General features: G+C 73.4%; 16 protein-coding genes and 1 pseudogene. 6 read left to right on the top strand and 11 right to left on the bottom strand.

Annotated features, from left to right (window positions below; genetic code table 11):
• Positions 1-22: 22 nt before the first annotated feature.
• A pseudogene (locus tag ACQ86L_RS10250) lies at positions 23-780 on the top strand (IclR family transcriptional regulator).
• 88 nt (positions 781-868) lie between these two features.
• Here the strand turns inward: ACQ86L_RS10250 and ACQ86L_RS10245 are convergent.
• Positions 869-1,948 (bottom strand): S1C family serine protease, encoded by a 1,080-nt coding sequence (locus ACQ86L_RS10245; RefSeq protein ID WP_434318790.1) that lies wholly within the window; start codon positions 1,946-1,948, stop codon positions 869-871.
• 97 nt (positions 1,949-2,045) lie between these two features.
• On the opposite strand from ACQ86L_RS10245, the gene ACQ86L_RS10240 reads away from it, so the two are divergent.
• Positions 2,046-2,429 (top strand): phage holin family protein, encoded by a 384-nt coding sequence (locus ACQ86L_RS10240; RefSeq protein ID WP_434318789.1) that lies wholly within the window; start codon positions 2,046-2,048, stop codon positions 2,427-2,429.
• Positions 2,430-2,435: 6 nt separating this feature from the next.
• On the opposite strand, the gene ACQ86L_RS10235 is transcribed toward ACQ86L_RS10240, so the two are convergent.
• Genes ACQ86L_RS10235 through ACQ86L_RS10225 form a run of 3 tightly spaced genes read right to left on the bottom strand, consistent with a single transcriptional unit; the run spans position 2,436 to position 4,926 of the window.
• Entirely contained in the window at positions 2,436-2,894 is a 459-nt protein-coding gene (locus ACQ86L_RS10235) for a GNAT family N-acetyltransferase (RefSeq protein WP_434318788.1), read from the bottom strand.
• 47 nt (positions 2,895-2,941) lie between these two features.
• Positions 2,942-3,400 carry an SRPBCC family protein gene (locus ACQ86L_RS10230; protein ID WP_434318787.1) on the bottom strand — a complete coding sequence of 153 codons (459 nt, stop codon included), beginning with the start codon at positions 3,398-3,400 and terminating at the stop codon, positions 2,942-2,944.
• On the bottom strand, positions 3,400-4,926 hold the full coding sequence (locus ACQ86L_RS10225) for a phytoene desaturase family protein (RefSeq protein WP_434318786.1): 1,527 nt from the start codon (positions 4,924-4,926) through the stop codon (positions 3,400-3,402). The genes ACQ86L_RS10230 and ACQ86L_RS10225 overlap by 1 nt, the downstream gene beginning before the upstream one ends.
• Positions 4,927-5,201: 275 nt before the next feature.
• Here ACQ86L_RS10225 and ACQ86L_RS10220 point away from each other — a divergent pair, with 275 nt between their 5' ends.
• Entirely contained in the window at positions 5,202-7,307 is a 2,106-nt protein-coding gene (locus ACQ86L_RS10220; RefSeq protein ID WP_434318785.1) for a DEAD/DEAH box helicase, read from the top strand.
• A gap of 114 nt (positions 7,308-7,421) precedes the next feature.
• Here ACQ86L_RS10220 and ACQ86L_RS10215 read toward each other — a convergent pair whose 3' ends face one another.
• Positions 7,422-8,306, bottom strand: coding sequence for an aminoglycoside phosphotransferase family protein (locus tag ACQ86L_RS10215; protein ID WP_434318784.1), 885 nt, complete (start codon positions 8,304-8,306; stop codon positions 7,422-7,424).
• A 9-nt stretch (positions 8,307-8,315) separates the two neighbouring features.
• Positions 8,316-9,098: a class I SAM-dependent methyltransferase gene (locus ACQ86L_RS10210; protein WP_434318873.1), complete on the bottom strand. Its 783-nt coding sequence runs from the start codon at positions 9,096-9,098 to the stop codon at positions 8,316-8,318.
• Between the two features lie 144 nt (positions 9,099-9,242).
• Here ACQ86L_RS10210 and ACQ86L_RS10205 point away from each other — a divergent pair, with 144 nt between their 5' ends.
• Positions 9,243-10,631: a pyridoxal phosphate-dependent decarboxylase family protein gene (locus ACQ86L_RS10205; protein WP_434318783.1), complete on the top strand. Its 1,389-nt coding sequence runs from the start codon at positions 9,243-9,245 to the stop codon at positions 10,629-10,631.
• Positions 10,632-10,697: 66 nt separating this feature from the next.
• On the opposite strand, the gene ACQ86L_RS10200 is transcribed toward ACQ86L_RS10205, so the two are convergent.
• The 3 genes from ACQ86L_RS10200 to ACQ86L_RS10190 all read right to left on the bottom strand — a co-directional run bounded on the left by ACQ86L_RS10200 (position 10,698) and on the right by ACQ86L_RS10190 (position 11,687).
• Positions 10,698-10,949, bottom strand: coding sequence for a DUF6458 family protein (locus ACQ86L_RS10200; RefSeq protein ID WP_345833647.1), 252 nt, complete (start codon positions 10,947-10,949; stop codon positions 10,698-10,700).
• 11 nt (positions 10,950-10,960) lie between these two features.
• Positions 10,961-11,125, bottom strand: coding sequence for a hypothetical protein (locus ACQ86L_RS10195; protein WP_285115337.1), 165 nt, complete (start codon positions 11,123-11,125; stop codon positions 10,961-10,963).
• A 70-nt stretch (positions 11,126-11,195) separates the two neighbouring features.
• Positions 11,196-11,687 (bottom strand): MarR family winged helix-turn-helix transcriptional regulator, encoded by a 492-nt coding sequence (locus ACQ86L_RS10190; RefSeq protein WP_434318782.1) that lies wholly within the window; start codon positions 11,685-11,687, stop codon positions 11,196-11,198.
• 97 nt (positions 11,688-11,784) lie between these two features.
• Here ACQ86L_RS10190 and ACQ86L_RS10185 point away from each other — a divergent pair, with 97 nt between their 5' ends.
• The gene (locus ACQ86L_RS10185; RefSeq protein WP_434318781.1) at positions 11,785-13,071 is read left to right on the top strand and encodes a serine/threonine-protein kinase; all 1,287 of its coding nucleotides are present in this window, start codon (positions 11,785-11,787) and stop codon (positions 13,069-13,071) included.
• Between the two features lie 10 nt (positions 13,072-13,081).
• Here the strand turns inward: ACQ86L_RS10185 and ACQ86L_RS10180 are convergent, their stop codons facing one another.
• Entirely contained in the window at positions 13,082-14,395 is a 1,314-nt protein-coding gene (locus tag ACQ86L_RS10180) for a UDP-glucose dehydrogenase family protein (RefSeq protein WP_434318780.1), read from the bottom strand.
• Positions 14,396-14,984: 589 nt separating this feature from the next.
• Between ACQ86L_RS10180 and ACQ86L_RS10175 the strand changes: the two genes are divergently transcribed.
• On the top strand, positions 14,985-17,642 hold the full coding sequence (locus tag ACQ86L_RS10175; RefSeq protein ID WP_434318779.1) for a LuxR C-terminal-related transcriptional regulator: 2,658 nt from the start codon (positions 14,985-14,987) through the stop codon (positions 17,640-17,642).
• Positions 17,643-17,658: 16 nt separating this feature from the next.
• Here the strand turns inward: ACQ86L_RS10175 and ACQ86L_RS10170 are convergent, their stop codons facing one another.
• The gene (locus ACQ86L_RS10170; protein ID WP_434318778.1) at positions 17,659-18,144 is read right to left on the bottom strand and encodes a MarR family winged helix-turn-helix transcriptional regulator; all 486 of its coding nucleotides are present in this window, start codon (positions 18,142-18,144) and stop codon (positions 17,659-17,661) included.

Below are 18,144 nucleotides of genomic sequence, written 5' to 3'. Positions count from 1 at the left end.
GGGATACCAGACAGGAGCGTCCATGAGCAAGGTCCCCGCGGCGGAGAACACCCTTCGCGTCCTCGCCTACCTCGCCACGCAGCGCGGCCCCGTCCCCGCCGCCGGGATCGCCTCCGCCCTCGGCCTCCCGCGCTCGACCGTCTACCACCTGCTGACCGTGCTGACCGAGCACGGCTTCGTCCTGCACTTCCCCGAGGCGCGGCGCTACGGCCTCGGCGTCGCCGCCTACGAGCTGTCGAGCGGGTTCTCCCGCCAGCAGCCGCTCAGCCGGCTCGGCCGGCCCATCGTCGCCGCGCTGGTGGACGCGATCGGCGAGTCCGGCCATGTCGCGGTGCTGCACGGGAGGGATGTCGTCTACATCGTGGAGGAGCGGGCCCCCGGAGGCCGCGCCTCGTCACCGACGTGGGCGTCCGCCTCCCTGCGCACCTGACGGCGAGCGGCCGTGCGCTGCTGGCCTCGCTCCCCGTCGGGCAGCTGCGCGCGCTGTACCCGGACGCCGACGCGTTCGAGGACCGCACCGGCGCCGGCCCGCACTCGTACGCCGAGCTGCGCCGGCTGGTCGCGGAGGCGCGCGAGCGCGGCTACGCCACCGAGGACGGCGACGTGACACCCGGCTTCGCCTCCGTCGCCGTGTCGGTGCGCGACCACGCGGGCTGGCCGGCCGCCGGGATCGCCGTCACCTTCCCCCGCGAGAACATCCCGCCCGCCGACTGGGACGCGCTCGCCGCGCGCGTCCGCGACGCCGCCGCCGAGCTCTCCCGCCGCATCCGCGGCAGCTGACCCGCTCCGCAAGCCGCCGAAGGGCACGTAGACGCCCCTAAAACGCCGTTTTAGGGGCGTTTACGTGCCCCTCGACGGAGGCCGGTGGCTAGCGGAGGGTGACTGTGGTGGTGTGGGATGTGCCGTCGCGGAGGTAGTCGACCTTGATCTCGTCGCCGGGCTTGCTGGTGACCTGGATCGCGGTCAGCACGTCGATGTCGGTCGCCGGGTTGCCGTTCACGGCGGTGACCACGTCGCCGACCCGGAGGCCGGCCTGCTGCGCCGGGCCGCCCGAGACGACCGACTGCACGAACAGCCCGCCGTCCACCCCGAACGCGGCCGCCGCGGCGGGCGGGATCGGCACCACGGTGAGTCCGGCGTCCGGATGCGTGACCTCGCCGTGCGCGATCAGCTCGTGCGCGATCGGCAGCGCCAGCGACTCCGGCACGGCGAACCCGATCCCCACGCTGCCGGTGCTCGCCTGGCCGTTGGAGCCCGGCACCGTCGCGATGGCCGTGGGGACGCCGACGAGGCGGCCCGCGCAGTCCACGAGCGCGCCTCCCGAGTTGCCCGGGTTGATCGACGCATCGGTCTGGATGGCGCCGGCCAGGATGGCGTTCCTGTCGTCGTCGCTCGGCACGGGGACGGTCCGCCCCAGCGCGCTGACGATGCCCGCCGTCACGGTCGAGGAGAGGCCGAGCGGGGCGCCGAGCGCGACCACGGGCTGGCCGACGGCGAGCGAGCCGGAGTCTCCCGTCGCGATGACCGGCAGCGGCTCGTCGTCCTTCACCTTGATGACGGCCAGGTCGGTCTTCGGGTCGCGGCCGGTGAGCTCGGCGGGGAGCTCGTGGCCGTCGCTGAACCGCACCGCGAGCTTCGCGCCGGACGCCGCGTCCGAGATGACGTGGTTGTTCGTGAGGATGTAGCCGTCCTCCGTGATGATCTCGCCGCTGCCGTTGCTCGATCCGCGCGCGCCCGTCACGGCGATGGTGACCACGCTCGGGAGCACGTCGTCCGCGACCTGGGCGGCGTCGCACGTGCCGCTGCGGCCGGCCGAGATCGCGGCGAACGCGAAGGCTCCGGCGATCGTCCCGCCGGCGATGAGGACGAGCGCGCAGCCCAGGACGAGGAGTGCGATCGTCCAGCCCCGGAGGGTGGTCGTTCGCGGCGTGGTCTTCTGCTCGGTCACGGTGGCCCCCTGCTCGACGGTGGCGCCAGGCTAGCGGCCCGATGCGGCGGCGAGAAGGGGTGTTCTCGCCCGCTCGGGAGGCCGCTACCCTTCGGGCATGGTGAGATTCCTGATCCGTGCGGCGATCTTCGTGGTCACCGCGGCGCTCGGCCTGCTGGTGGCCTCCTGGGTGCTTCCCGGGTTCCACCTCGACTGGGAGGGCCTCCTGGTCGCCGTGCTGGTGTTCGCGGTGGCCCAGAGCATCCTCGCGCCTTTCATCTTCAATCTCGCCCGGAAGTACGCGTCCGCGCTGCTCGGCGGGATCGGGCTGGTGTCGACGCTCGTCGCCCTGCTGGTCGCCTCGCTGCTGCCGGGCGGCATCCGGGTGGACGACGTCCTGACCTGGATCCTCGCCGCGCTCGTCGTCTGGGTCGTGACCGCGCTCGGCGGCTGGCTGCTGCCGCTGATCTTCCTCAAGAAGAAGGTCGCGCAGCGCACCTGACGCCGGTCAGAGGTCCTTCGCGTAGCAGACCGAGTGCGGGTCGCCCACGTAGTCGCCGAAGTTCGGGATGCGCGCGTAGCCGCGGCGCTCGTACAGCGCGATCGCGGCGTGCTGCAGCGGGCCGGTCTCGAGCTGCAGGGTCGCGACGCCGGCGCGGGCGGCCTCGGCCTCCACGGCGCCGAGCAGGCTGCCGGCCAGCCCGCGTCCCCGCGCGTCCGCGTGGACGAACATGCGCTTGAGCTCGGCGCTGCCGTCGGTCTTCCGGACGAGCGCGGCCATGCCGAGCGCCGTGCCGTCGTCGTCGCGGCCGACGAACACGGTCACGCCCGGACGCTCCAGCTCCGAGATGTCGAGCAGGTAGCAGCTCTCGGCCGGGTAGAGCGCGAAGGTGAACTCGTCGCTCAGGCGCAGCAGCTCGGCGACGCCGGGGGAGCGGGCGGGCTCGGCGGACACGCGCGTGGTCATGCGGCGATGCTAGCCAGCCGCTGTTTCACGCACGTTTCGTCACGTGCTCAGCTCCCGGAGCGCGCCTTCTGCCGGCTGATCCCGCGCGCCACCCATTCGAGCCTGCGCAGCGCCTCCCGGTTGCGCACCCACAGGATCGGGTCGACGACGAGGGTGGGGATGCGGGCGGCGATCCCGGTGATCGCGTGCTCCTCCATCCGCACCAGGCAGCCCTTCCCGCGCGGCTGCACCTCGATGACGACGCGCTCGGTTCCGACCGGCCGGGTCTTGGCCTCCAGAGCGAACCGCCGGGGCGGGTCCCACTCCTCGACCGTGGTCTCGTCGTTGAGCACGAACGGCCAGACGCCGATGGAGTGGTGCAGCCGGGAGCCCGGCGACGGGAAGCTGCCGTCCGCGCCGCGCAGGCGGGACGCGCCGACCACCCAGGTCGGGAAGACCCACGGGTCGGCGAGGGCGGTGAAGACCTCGTCGGGTGTGCAGGCGAAACGGCGGACGTTGACGGACATCAGGCGATCTCCTCTTCGATGAAGCCGGTGGTCTGGTTGAAGCCGCTCGCGGGCGCGCTCGGCGCCGCGGCCGGGCCGTCCGGAGCCAGCGACGGCATCCGGGTCACCCCGAACTCGTGACGCAGGGCGCTGCGGGCGGCGTAGTAGCCGGCCAGCCCGTGCACGCCCGGCCCCGGCACGGCGGAGGACGAGGCCAGGTAGAGCCCGCGGCCCGGCATCCGCCACGGGTCGGCCGACAGCACCGGCCGCATCACGAGCTGCGAGAGGTCGGGCATCCCGGAGGAGATGTCGCCGCCGATGTAGCTGGGGTTGTAGCCCTCCAGCTCGTGCGCCGTGCGGGTGGTCGTGGCGAGGATCAGGTCGCGGAAGCCGGGCGCGAACCGCTCGATCTGCGCGATGACCGCCTCGCTGCGATCCGAGGTGGAGCCGCGCGGGACGTGCGTGTACGCCCACAGCACGTGCTTGCCGGCCGGGGCCCGCGACGGGTCGAACAGCGTGGGCTGGGAGACGAGCACGTAGGGGTCGTCGCTCTCCCGCCCGGCGGCCACCACACGCTCGGAGCGGGCGATCGCGCCGCGCTCGCCGCCGAGGTGGACGGTCGCGGTCTCCAGCAGCTCCGGGTTCGTCCACGGCACCGGGCCGGACAGGGCGAAGTCGATCTTGAAGACGCCGTTGCCGTCGCGGAAGCCGGCCACGCGACGGAGGTAGTCGGCCGGCAGGAGGTCCTGGCCGAGCCGCGCGGCGATGGCGACGTGCGTGTCGAACAGGACGGCGCGCGCGTCGGGCAGCTCGCCGAGCGACGTGATGTCCGCGCCGGTGATGACCTCGCCGCCGTGCGCGCGGAGGTCGTCGACCATGGCGTCCGCGATGGCCTGCGAGCCGCCGACCGGGATGGGCCAGCCGCGCGCGTGCGCGTAGGTCGCGAGGGCGAGGCCGGCGCCCGCGGCGGCCAGGCTCGGCAGCGGCAGCGTCGCGTGGGCGATCACGCCGGTGAGGAGGGCGCCCGGCTTCGGCGTGCGGAAGGGCAGGTCCCACCACGGGCCGCCCTGGGACAGCGCCGCGAGCCCGAAGCGCGCGGCGACGACCGGGTTGCGCGGCAGCTGCAGCAGCGACGACCCGGTGAACTGCGCGACCGCGTCCGCGTTGCGCGCGAGCGGGCCGAGGAGGGCGCGCCAGGCGGGGCCGTCCGGACCGAGCGCGTCGGCGGTGCGCTCCAGGTCGCGGTAGGCGACGGCGACCTCCCCGCCGGGCAGCGGGTGCCCGTAGGAGGCCGACGGCGTGATGAACGGAACGCGCTCCGTCAGCCCGAACCGGCGGAAGAATCCCGAAGCGAACGCCAGCGGGTGCACCGCGGAGCAGATGTCGTGCCGGAAGCCGGGAAGGGTGATCTCCTCCGTCCGCACGCCGCCGCCCGGCGTCGCGTTGCGCTCGTAGACGTGGACGCTCAGCCCCGCACGGGCGAGGGTGACGGCGGCCGCGAGCCCGTTAGGGCCGGACCCGATGACGATCGCGTCGACGGAGGACATGCCCCATGTATACCCCGGCCGCCGCGCCCCGGGAGGGGTTGCGGATCGGCAGCGACTTCCCAGGCGCGATCCTGTATCGTTGGCAGGTCGGCTCTTGACACCGCGCCTTTTTGTCGCGCGGATGGGTTTGTAAGTCAAGCGGGCCGGTTCCGCAACCAGACGGTTTCGCGGATTCATCACGATGTGAACGGCCCCAGGCGATGTCTGCCGGGGATTCTCCGGTGCGCTTCAGCGCGCCGCCGCGCATTTCAGAGAAAAACCCAGGAAGAACACGCATGCCCCCGTACAACAAGAACAACGACCGACGACCGTCGCAGTCCGGCGCGCCGAAGGGCGCAGGCTCGCGCAGCCCGAAGCACCGCGGCTACCGCGAGGAGACTCCGGGCGCGAAGAACCGCTGGACCGCCGAGGACCGCGCCGCCCGCGGCCGCGACACCTACGGCAGCCGCGGTGACGCCCGTGGCGCCGAGCGCACCGGCCGTGGCGAGCGCCCGAACTGGGAGCCGCGCGGCAAGGACGCCCGCCGCACCGAGCGCGAGTGGGACAGCCGCGCCAACGCCGGCCGCCGCGAGGACGACCGTCCGCGCCGCAGCTTCGACCGCGACGACCGCGCGCCGCGTCGCGACCAGGACGACCGCCCGCGTCGCAGCTACGACCGGGACGACCGCGCTCCGCGTCGTGACAGCGACGACCGCCCGCGCCGCACCTTCGACCGTGACGACCGTCCGCGCCGCGACTTCGGCCGGGACGACCGTGCCCCGCGTCGTGACAACGACGACCGTCCGCGCCGCACCTTCGATCGCGACGACCGTGCCCCGCGTCGTGACAACGACGACCGCCCGCGCCGCACCTTCGACCGTGACGACCGTCCCCGTCGCGACTTCGACCGCGACGACCGCGCTCCGCGTCGTGACAACGACGACCGTCCGCGCCGCACCTTCGATCGCGACGACCGCGCCCCGCGCCGCGACTTCGGCGACCGCCCGCGTCGCGACTTCGACCGCGAGGACCGCGCCCCCCGCCGCGACTTCGGCGACCGTCCCCGTCGCGACTTCGACCGCGACGACCGTGCCCCGCGCCGTGACTCCTCCTTCTACCCGTCGCGCGACGAGAAGCAGGCCTTCACGCCGCAGGACGACGTGGTGCTCGAGCGCCTGGAGGCCGACGCCATCCAGGCCGCTGACGTCGAGGGCGTGACCTTCGCCGACCTGGGCCTCGGCGGCAACGTCGTCCGCGCCCTGGCCGAGCTCGGCGCCGAGACGCCGTTCCCGATCCAGGCCGCCACCGCCCCCGACGTGCTCGCGGGCAAGGACGTGCTCGGCCGCGGCCGCACCGGCTCCGGCAAGACCATCGCCTTCGGCGCCCCGCTGGTCGAGCGGCTCATGCAGCTCTGGGCGGAGTCCGGCAAGTCCGGCGGCAAGCGCCAGCTCGGTCGTGCGCCGCGTGCGCTCATCCTCGCGCCGACCCGCGAGCTCGCCCTCCAGATCGACCGCACCGTGCAGCCCATCGCGCGGAGCGTCGGCCTGTTCACCACGCAGATCTACGGCGGCGTGCCGCAGGGCCGCCAGGTCGGCGCCCTCCAGCGCGGCGTCGACATCGTGATCGGCACCCCCGGCCGCATCGAGGACCTCGTGGAGCAGGGCCGTCTCGACCTCAGCGAGGTCGTCATCAGCGTCCTGGACGAGGCCGACCACATGTGCGACCTCGGCTTCCTGGAGCCGGTGCAGCGCATCCTGCGCCGCACCTCCGAGGGCGGCCAGAAGCTGCTGTTCTCCGCGACCCTCGACACCGGGGTGGCGCAGCTCGTCGACGAGTTCCTGGTGGAGCCGTCCGTGCACGAGGTGGCGGGCGAGGACCAGGCGTCCTCGACCATCGACCACCGCGTGCTCGTGATCGAGCACCGCGACAAGGCCGCCATCATCGAGCAGCTCGCCGACCGCGACGGCAAGACGCTGATCTTCTCGCGCACCCGTGCGTTCGCGGAGATGCTGGCCGACCAGCTGGACGACGCCGGGATCCCCGCCGTCAGCCTGCACGGCGACCTGAACCAGTCGCGCCGCACGCGCAACCTGCACCAGCTCACCAGCGGCCGGGTCAACGTGCTCGTCGCGACCGACGTCGCCGCCCGCGGCATCCACGTGGACGACATCGACCTGGTCATCCAGGCCGACGCCCCGGACGAGTACAAGACCTACCTGCACCGCTCGGGCCGCACCGGCCGCGCCGGCAAGCAGGGCACGGTCGTGACCCTCATCCCGCGCCACCGCCAGCGCCGCATGAACGAGCTCCTGGAGCGCGCCGAGATCGAGGCCGACTTCGTGCCGGCCATCCCGGGCGACCAGCTGATCACCGACCTCGCGGTCGCATCCGCCGAGGCCTGATCCGAAGCCCCCGCATCCGTGGCTCACGCCGCGGGTCGGGGGCTTCGTCGTCCCCCGAGGCGGCTGATTCTCCGCCGTCTCGGTGGATTCGTGCCCACTTCGAGCCGTCTCGCGTTAGTCGGACTCGTGGGTGAGCTCGTTCAGAGCGTGGCGGGCGAGGGCGGCCATGCGGGGGTTGTCGTCCGAGGAGGTCGCCAGGGCGCTCGCCATGGTGACGGCCCAGCCGCGGGCGCGGAGCCAGGTGGCGCGGTCGGGAGCGACAGGCAGCGCGGCGCGGAACCGCTCGCGCGCGTCGCCGTCGAAGGTGAGCCACGCGGTCGCCAGGTCCGTCGCCGGGTCGCCCGAAGTGACGTCGCCGAAGTCGATGACCGCCACGAGGCCGCCCTCCGGGGTGAGCAGCAGGTTGCCCGGGTGGAGGTCGCCGTGCAGCAGCAGCGGAGGCCCGTCCCACGCGGGCGCCGCGAGCGCCTCTCGCCACGCCTGCTCCAGCGCCGCGACCTCCATCCGGCCGGACAGCGACCGCAGCCGGGTCGCCACGACCTCCCGGCGAGACGCCAGCGGGACCCCGCGCACCGGGTTGTGCGGGGCCTCCGGAGCGGGCACGGCGAGCTCGCCGACGAACTCCGCCAGCGACTCGGCGACACCCGCCCGCTCGTCCGCGCCGACCGACGCCCCGTCGATGCCGTCGATCCACGCGACGATGCTCCACGGCCAGGGGAACAGGTCGGACGGCACCCCGACCCGGACCGGCGCGGAGACCGTCGCATGCACGCGGGCGGCGATTCCGGGCAGCATCTGCTGCTCGTGCTCGATCAGGTGCGCGGCGACCTCCCGCCGGGGGATGCGGACGGCGTACGCGTCGCCAAGCCGGTAGAGCTGGTTGTCCCACCCGTCAGACACGAGCCGCAGCGGCCCGGCCAGATCGGGATGCTGCGCCGCCACGAGAGCGGCGACGAGCTCGGCGTCGGTGGGGATGTCGGCGGGCGGGGTCAGTGGCACCGGAGCAGCCTAGCCGCCCGGCCGGACCCCACGCACCGCCCACGCGCGCGCCATCAGGGCTATCGACCCGTCCGGCTCGCGCGGCAGCGTCTCCTCCAGCCGCTCCCGCAGCGCTTCGCGGGCCGTAGCCTCCAACGACATCGCGTACGCCGGCGCGGGACCCTGGCCGCCCAGGAACGGCGTCCAGTAGTCGTCGAAGTCCGCGAACACGGTCGGGATGTCGATCGCCGTCGTCGCGACCTCGGCGCAGCCCACCGCGCCGAACAGGGTGGCGAGGGCATCCGGCCGGGCCAGCGGGAAGCGGCCGCCCTCGTCGAGCCCCACGGCCGCCGGGTCGAGGGCCGCGGCCGCGTCCCAGAACCGGCGCATCAGGTCCATGCGGCCGGCGTAGTCCCAGACGTAGGCCGCGACGGTCCCGCCGGGGCGCGCAACGCGGAGGGCCTCCTCGATCGCCGCGCGGGGCTCCGGCACGAAGTTCAGCACCAGTGCGGAGACGACCGCGTCCGCGGAGGCGTCCGGGAGCGAGAGCCCGGCGGCGTCCCCCACGAGGAACCTCGCGCGGTCGCCCAGCCGCTCGCGCGCCGCCGCGACGAAGCCGTCGGCCGGGTCCACCCCGACGACCGAGGCGGGCGCGCAGCCGGCGAGGATGGCGGCCGTCAGCGCACCGGTGCCGCAGCCGACGTCCACCCAGTCGAGCTCCTCCGCAGCGCCGAGCCACTCGAGGAACTGCGGCGCCACGCGGCGGCTCCAGCGGCCCACGTACTGCTCGTACGGGTCCCCGCGCCCCCACATCCCGGCCACACGCACACCCTAGCGCCGCGGCTGTCGTAGCGACCACGCATGGTCGCTGCGTACTGATATCCAAATGCGCAGCAAACCCGCGTTGCGCCGCGAAATCGTGCTGAACTCGTGTGTCAGCATTGGTGCGGAGGCCCCATGACTACCGACCCCGCCCGCACGACCGACCCCGCGCGCATGCACAGCGTCACCGACGACACCACCGAGCTCGTCGACCTCGTGCTCGACTACTCCCGCCGCCGGATCCTGGCGACGGACACGCCCCTGGACAAGCCGCTGCCGGAGTCCGAGCTGCGCCGCCTGGCCGGGCGCACCGTCTCCGAGAAGGGGATGGGCGCCGAGCGCGCGCTCGCCGTGTTCGAGCACGTCCTCGCGCCCGCGTGCATCACCACCGACCACCCGCGCTACCTGTCCTTCATCCCGACCGCGCCCACCAAGGCGGCGACGGCGTTCGACCTCGTCGTGTCCGCGAGCGCGGTCTACGGCGGGTCGTGGCTGGAGGGCTCCGGCGCCGTCTACGCCGAGAACCAGGTGCTGGCCTGGCTGGCCGCCGAGTTCGGCCTCCCGGCGACCGCGGGCGGCGTCTTCGTGCAGGGCGGCACCCTCGGCAACCTCTCGGCGCTCGTGGCCGCCCGCGACCACGCCCGCAGCGAGCGCGGCAACCCGGCAGGGAGCTGGATCATCGTGTGCAGCGCGGAGGCGCACTCCTCCGTCGCCTCGGCCGCGCGCGTCATGGACGTGGAGGTCGTGACGGTCTCGCCCGGCGAGTCGGGCGTCCTCACCGGTGACGCGGTCCGTCCGGCGCTCGCCGAGCACGGCGGCGCGGTCTTCGCGGTCGTCGCGACCGCCGGCTCCACCAACTTCGGGATCGTCGATGACATCGCCTCCATCGCCGCGTTGAAGGACGAGTTCGACTTCTGGCTGCACGTGGACGGCGCCTACGGCCTGGCCGGGATGCTGTCGCCGTTCGCCCGGCCGCGGTTCGCGGGCGTCGAGCGCGCCGACTCGCTCATCGTGGACCCGCACAAGTGGCTGTTCGCGCCCTTCGACGCCTGCGCGCTGCTCTACCGCGACCCGGAGCAGGGCCGCCGCGCGCACACGCAGCACGCCGAGTACCTCGACACGCTCACCGAGGCGACCGAGTGGAGCCCGTCGGACTACGCCGCGCACCTCACCCGCCGCGCCCGCGGGCTGCCGTTCTGGTTCTCGCTGGCCTCGCATGGCGCCGCCGCCTACCGGGACGCCGTCACGGCCTCCCTGCAGCTGGCCCGCCGCATCGCGGACGAGATCGACCGACGGGAGGGCTTCCACCTCGTGCGCAAGCCCCAGCTCTCGGTCGTGGTCTTCGAGCGCGAGGGCTGGAGCAAGGAGGACTACGCCCTCTGGTCCGCCCGCCTCCTGGACGAGCAGCGCGCCTTCGTCACGCCGAGCTCGCACGCCGGCCGGACGAACACGCGGTTCGCGATCCTCAACCCGCTGACGACGTTCGAGGACCTCGTGGAGATCCTGGATTCGATGGAGGGCTGAACCCCCACCGGACATGACGAAGCCCCCGCCGGATGGCGGGGCTTCGTCATGTCCGGTGGTTTCGACTCAGACGATGTCGTCGTCGACGCCGCGTCGGGTGACGCGGTCGCCGGTCACCGGGTCGACGGCCGTGCGCGTCGTCGCGATGGTGCGGCGGCGACGGGTCAGCAGGATGATCCCGATGATGATGCCGACGACGCCGGCGATCATCAGGATGTACCCGACCAGGTGGAGATTGATCCAGTCGACCTGGATGTTGAGGGCGAACGCGAGGATCGCTCCGATCACGAACAGTACGATTCCGGTGCCCAGACTCATTGAGTCCTCCCTTATACGCGTCGGCTGCCGGTCAGCAGCCGCACGAGCCAGACGATCACTGCCAGAACGAGCAGGATGATGCCGACCCAGAGCAGGAAGTTCAAGGACGACACGAAGCCGCCGGTGAGCAGCAGGATGATCGCGATGATGGCGACGATGATGAGCAGGATGTTCATGGAGGGGTTGTCCTTTCCTTGACGCGCTCCACGGAACAACTGTTTCGGTTGTCGAACAATCCCCTTGACGTCAGGGCTTTTCCGGCCTATTCGCGTGTCGCTCCGCGCTGATTCCGTCCACGGTCCGCCGCATCTTCGTGAGGAACCGGGTCACCGTGCGGGCCTCCTCCTCGCTCAGTTCGGCGGCCTCCGCGGCGATCTGCTCCTGCGCGATCTTCAGCGGGCCGGTCTCGCCGAACGCCGCGCGGGTCGGCACGAGGTCCACCGACCGGCGGTCGGCCTCATTCGTGCGGCGCTCGATGTACCCTCCGGCGACCAGGCGGTCGATCAACGCCGTGGTGGAGGCGCTGGACACCCCCACGTAGGCGCTGACGTCCTTGGCGGACGTGCGACGGCCCGCCGCGGCGTTGTCGAGGATCAGGCGCAGCGCGAGGAAGTCGTTCTCGCCGATGCCCATGGCCGCCCCCGTACGCCGCCGCATCGCGGTCTCGGCCGCGCGATAGACCTGGAGCGCCTCGAGCACGCCGGTGTCCGGCGGGGGCTCCTCGGATCGGTCGGTCACTCTTGCCAGTCACCCCCCACCTGTGCGATCACGCAACGGGAGACCGCAGGATTTTCGGCGGATTCACGGCATGCCGGAGAGCGCGTATGCTCGGGCAGTGCTTCCCGACCCGCTCCTCCTCGATCGCTACGAGCTCCGCGATCGGCTCGGGCGCGGCGGGATGGGGACCGTGTACCGCGCGTTCGACCGCCAGCTGGAGCGGTTCGTCGCGGTCAAGGTCTTCGCCGCCGGGGAGGCCAGCGACGACGCCCGCCGGCGCGCGGAGGCCACGGCCCTCGCCCGGGTCTCGCACCCGAACCTCGTCACGCTCCTCGACGCGCACCTCTCGCCCGAGGGAGACCCGTCCCCGAGCTTCCTCGTGCTGGAGCTGGTCGACGGCGAAGACCTCCGCTCGCGACTCGACCGCGGACCGGTCGCGCCCGAGGAGGCCGCGGCGATCGCCGGAGGCATCGCGGAGGCCCTGGTCGTCGTCCACGGCGCGGGGATGGTCCACCGCGACCTCAAGCCCGCGAACATCCTGCTCGCCGACTCCGGTGTCCCGGGCGGGATGCCGCACGCGAAGCTCGCCGACTTCGGGATCGCCCACCTCCTCGGCACGGAGCGGCTGACCACGGCGGGCACGATCATCGGCACCGCCGGCTACCTCAGCCCGGAGCAGGCGGATATCGCGGAGCCGGGCCCGGCGGCCGACGTCTACGCGCTCGGCCTCGTGGCGCTGGAGGCCCTCACCGGCGTGACCGAGTACCCGGGGACCCCGCTGGAGGCCGTGACGGCGCGCCTCGCCCGCGACCCGCGCATCCCGGCGTCGCTGCCGGAGGACTGGCGCGGCCTGCTCGGCGCGATGACCGCGCGGGACCCGCGGGTCCGCCCGACGGCGCTCGAAGTGGCGGTCATGGCGCGGGAGCTCGCCCCGCAGCTCGCCGGGTGGACGCTCCCGGTCGCGGACGTGCCGGGCGAGCTCGAGCCGACCGCCGCGATGCCCGTGGCCGAACTCGGTGGAGGGGCGCCGGCTGGCGCCGCGGAGTCCTCGCCCCGGCGCTCGGCCCGGGCCGCCGAGAGCGGGTCGCGGCGACGCCGGATCCTCGTCGGCGCGATCGCAGGCGGGAGCATCGCGATCGTCGCTCTGGCATTGTCCCTGGGCAGTATGCTCGCCCCGGCCTTCACGGAGCCCACCCCGGCCGGGACGGGGAACACACCCCGGCCGAGTCCGACCGTCACAAGCCCGGCGCAGACCATCGCGCCCGTGGCGACGACGACCCCGCAGCCCGCGGCCCCCGCCCCGGCCCCCGCGCCGCCGGCCCCCGCCCCGAACCAGAGCACCGGCAACAGCGGCAACGGCAACGGGAACGGGCACGGCAACGGCCACGGAAAGGGCGGCGGCTGAGCGCAGCGCCCTAGCGCCGCCCGAGCCCCCGGTACTCCCACCCCGCGCCGCGCCACGCCTCCGGATCGAGCACGTTCCGCGCGTCGATGATGCGGCGGCCGGACACGAGCGCGGCCGTCCGCGCGGGGTCCAGCTCCGTGAACTCGCGCCACTCGGTGAGCACGATCACCAGTTCGGCGCCCGCGAGCGCCTCGTCCGCGGAGTCGACCGTCACGAGCTCCGGGTCGCGGGCGCGGGCGTTGGCCGCCGCGTGCGGGTCCGCGGCAACGACCTCCGCTCCCGCCGCACGCAGGGCGCACGCGACGTCGAGCGCGGGGGAGTCGCGGACGTCGTCCGAGTCCGGCTTGAAGGCCAGCCCCAGCACGGCGACGCGGCGGCCGGCCGGTGCGGAGCCGAGCAGCTCCTCGGCCAGTTCCACGACCCGGGCGCGGCGGCGCAGGTTGATCTTGTCCACCTCGTCCAGGAACGCCACCGTCTCGGCCAGCCCGAGCTCGACGGCGCGCGCCTGGAACGCGCGGATGTCCTTGGGCAGGCAGCCGCCGCCGAAGCCGACGCCCGCGTTGAGGAAGCGCCGCCCGATCCGGGCGTCGTGACCGATCGCGTCCGCGAGCTGCGTCACGTCGGCGCCGGTGGCCTCCGCGATCTCGGCCATCGCGTTGATGAACGAGATCTTCGTGGCCAGGAACGCGTTCGCCGCGACCTTCACCAGCTCCGCCGTCGCCCAGTCGGTCACGATGAGGGGGACGCCGTCGTGCAGCGGCTTCTCGTACACCTGCCCGAGCGCGGCGGCCGCAGGGTCGCCCTGTGCTCCGCCCGCCACCCCGAACACCAGCCGGTCCGGGGTCAGCGAGTCGGCGACCGCGTGCCCCTCCCGGAGGAACTCCGGGTTCCAGGCGAGGGTCACGCGCGGATCGTCGTCGCCGACGGTTGCCGAGAGCCGCTCGACGGTGCCGACCGGGACCGTCGACTTGCCGACGACGATGTCGCCGTCCTTGCCGTGCGCGAGCACCTGGGCGAACGCGGCGTCCACGTACGAGAGGTCGGCGCCGGCCCCGCCGGAGAGCTGCGGCGTGCCGACGGCGATGAAGTGGAGGTCCGCCGAGCTCAGCGCCGTGGGGTCGGTGCTGAACCGGAGGCGTCCGCTGCGCAGCCCGGACAGCAGGAGCTCCTGCAGCCCCGGCTCGAAGAAGGGCGCCTCGCCTCGGGAGAGCCGCGCGACTTTGGCCGCGTCGACGTCGACGCCGACGACGTCGTGACCGAGCTCGGCCATCGCGGCCGCGTGGACCGCTCCGAGGTAGCCGCAACCGACAACGGAAAGTCTCACCAGGTCGTACTCCTTGCTGGGCCGGCGCGGCTGCGTGCGTGCGGCCGGCGCGGGCGCCGCTCGATGTCAGGGGACGGCGCCCGCGCCTCATTCGCCGCCGGAGGGGATGGGCAGCGGGCCTGCGCTCCGTTTCCGATGGGGCGTCGCGCTGTCTGAAATTCTGTGCTTCAGGAGGAGTCGTGGCAAGTCCGGCGTAAGGATTTCACCTGTTCGCCCGCTGAATCTCACCCTCGTCTCGCCTCCCCGATCCCCCGTGACCCCGGTCTCGATCGGGGTGAAAATGACACACGCGGCGTGTGGCCTCTATCATGTTACCTGCAGATGTCAGGTGAATCACGAGATGAAGGGACTGATGACGTGCGTGCGATCCTCTGCGGACTGGCCTTCCGCTCAGCGGTATCCGACGTGAAGGTGCTGCCAGCATCGCCTGTGGCGCTCCGCCGGGGGCGCACACCGGGGACAAGGGGGTTTCATGACGATCTCGGGGGGAACCGATGGGCACGACGAAGGTGAATTCGAACACGCCGCGCATCACGATCCGGCAGTCAACCGGCTCGCTCTCAATCACATCGAGCCAAAGGAGTCAGGTATGACGATCACGACCACATCCGACGCGTCGTTCGTGGACGGCCGCCTCGAGGGTGAGTCGCCACGGCTGCCACGGCTCTCGCGCTACACGATCGACCGGCCGGCGCTGGCCGCCCGCCTCGATCGTGCGCTGCGGGAGCAGGCCACGGTGGTGCGCGCTCCGGCCGGATACGGCAAGACGTCCCTCGTCCGCAAGTGGCTGGAGAGCCCGGGCGGCGCGTCACGGGCCGCAGCCGGCTGGATCGACCTCGAGCTCGTGACCGGCGAGGTCGGGGACTTCTGGGACGCCGTCCGCACCGAGTTCGACCCCCAGGGGGCCCGCGACCGGTGGGTCACCGACCCGGTCGCCGCGGCGCAGGACACCATCGCCGGGTATCCCGGCACCGTCGTGCTCGTCCTCGACGGGTACACCCGGAGCTGGGACGGCCTGCTGTCCGGCGAGCTGGTCCAGGTGCTCCGCCGGACTCCGAACCTGCACCTCATGGTGCTCACCCGCGCGTTGACCTCCTTCGAGGCTCCGGGCCTGGCGGCGGTCCTCGACCTGGTGGTCGTGCAGAACGACGACCTCGCCTTCGACCGGGAGGAGCTCGACGACGTCGTGCGCGCGCTCGGCCTCGACGTCGAGCGGCGCATCCTCGACCACGTGCTCGGGCAGAGCCGCGGCTGGCCGCTGGCCGCCCGCGCGATGGTCCGGATCTTCGACGATCCGCGCTCCGCGCTCGCCGAGCCCGTCGCCGTGCGCGCGCTCGAAGACATCGGCGCGACGGTGGTCGCCGAGCTGCTGGCTGCGGCGCCGGTCGGCGACGAGGGCCGGCTCGGCCTCCAGCGCGCGGCCGTCGCCCCCTACCTGTCGCCGCACATCGTCGAGCGCATCGGCGCCGGTGAGGCGGGCGACGCCCTCGGCGACGCGGAGACCGCGGGCCTCGGCGTCTGGACGTACGCGCGGGGTCAGGGCCGTCTGGTCTTCGAGCTGCTCGACCCGGTGCGCGTGGCGCTGCGCTCGCAGCTGGACGCGGCATCGCCGGGCGAGGGCGAACGGCTCGCCGCCGAGCTCCTCGACGTGCTGGAGGCGAACGGGGACTCCCTCGCCGCGCTCCGTCAGGCGCTGCGGGCGAACGACCTCGCCGCGGCCGAGACCATCATCGCCCGCAACTGGACCTCCTCGTTCACGGAGGACGCCACGGACTACCTCGACGTGCTCGGCGGGGTGGACCTCGCCGCGATCCGGTCATCGGCCATCCTCCTGACCGTCACCGGACTGCTCCGCGAGATCGCCGGGCGCGACGCGACGGGCGCGTTCGACTACTACCAGGCCGCCGCGGAGCCGCAGGTGTTGCGTGGCAGGCGGCTGGAGCCGGTACGGCAGTACTGGACGGACCTCGCCTGCATGATCGCCCTCCGCAAGGTGGGCCGGCTCGCGAACGCCGAGGACTTCCTCGGCCCGCTGTCGACGCCGGACCCCGGCGTCTCCGTCCCGCCGCTCGCGTGGCTGGAGATGGGCCTCACCCAGCTCCGGCTCGGCCGCGAACTGGAGGCCGTGACCTCCTTCGAGCGCGCGGCGATCAGCGTCTCGGACGACCCTGACCTGCACGTCTTCGCGTCGGGGGCCGCCGCGTTGGCGCACGCCCTGCACGGCGAGCTGGACCGGGCGAAGGCCGTCGCCGAACGCCTGGGCTCGCACCGCTGCGGCGACCGGCCGCTCGCGCCGCGCGCGTTCGCCCCGCTGGCGATCGCGCGGCAGCTCATCGCGACCGAGCTGCCGGCGTACGGCCACACCGGCGCCGACGGGGAAGCCGCTGCCGGCGAGGTCTCGTCGTGGCCGCCCAGCGCGGCCGTCGACGCCGGTGAGCTGCACAGCTACGCCGCCTACGCGGCCGCCCTTCACGCGCTCGCGGCCGGTGAGCTGGAGGAGGCCCAGCAGGTCATCGACGGCGAGTTGCTCAGCAAGGGCGCGCACACGCCGAGCAACACCGAGAGCGCCCGCTTCGTCGCCCTGAGCGCCGACCTGCTGATGTCGCAGGGCAACCTGGTCGCCGCGCAGAAGCTCATCAAGGCCTTCCCGGACGGCACGAACGCGCTGCGCCCGGTCGCGGCGCGGCTGCTGCTGATGTTCCGCGAGTACCGGAGCGCGCAGCTCCTGGCGGAGACGGTGCTGGCGGAGAGTCCGGGGCCGCGGACCCGGGTGGAGATGCTGCTCGTCCAGGCCGAGGCGCTGGCCCGGCTGAAGAGCGCGCGGGCGGCGACGATCCGGCTGAACGCGCGGCAGCTCGCGGAGGCGAACGGCCTCCTCACCCCGTTCGTGCTCACGATCGAGGGCCAGGTGTCGCCGCTGCCCTCCGCCGCCGCGGACTGCGAGGGCGTCGACGCGGCGCTGTCGCGGATCAAGCCGCTCTTCCCGGAGACGGCGATGGCGGCGCAGCTCACCCAGCGGGAGCGGATCGTGCTCGACCGGCTCCAGTCGACGGCCAGTCTCGAATACATCGCCCGCTCGCTGGTGGTCTCGATCAACACGGTGAAGACGCAGACCCGCAGCATCTACCGCAAGCTCGGCGCCAACTCCCGCGAGGAGGCCGTCCGGGTCGCGTACGACCTGGGGCTGCTGCGCCCGCGGCTGCCGATCGGGCGCAACCGCTTCGAGGGCGACGACAGGATCGCCTGACCGGGCGAGCGGAGCGTCAGCGCTGCGGACGCGGCGGGGCCGCGCTGACGATCTGGATCAGCGCGGCCCTCAGCGCGTCCGGGTCGTCGACCGTCGGGAAGACCTCGTCCTCCAGGCCGCGCACGGCCTCGAAGGCGGCGTGACCGCGCTCGGTGATGGAGACGATGTGCCTGCGCCGGTCGGCCGGGTCGGGGAGCCGGATGACCAGGCCCTCGCGCTCCAGCCGGTCGACCGTGCGGGACATGGTCTGCGCCTCCACCTGCGCGAAGCGGGCGAGGTCGGTCTGGGAGTCGAAGCCGAGCTCGAGGAAGTGGAGCGCGATGAGGCCGGCGTGCGTCAGACCGCGGGCCTCCAGAGCCTCGTACCAGGCGCGCTCGACGGCACGGGAGGCGGCGCCGAGCAGGCGGCCGAGCGGCCACTTGTCCGGCTCGTGATCGCCGCGCTCGTGGTTGCGCGCCCGGTCGGCCCGATCAGGCTCGCCTGGCGTCGCCTCCCCGGGCAC

The sequence above is a fragment of the Leifsonia sp. P73 genome (assembly GCF_051059105.1).
In the GTDB taxonomy this organism is placed as follows: domain Bacteria; phylum Actinomycetota; class Actinomycetes; order Actinomycetales; family Microbacteriaceae; genus Leifsonia.
Note: the sequence above shows the minus strand (reverse complement) of the source record. Positions and strands in the feature narration are given on the sequence as shown.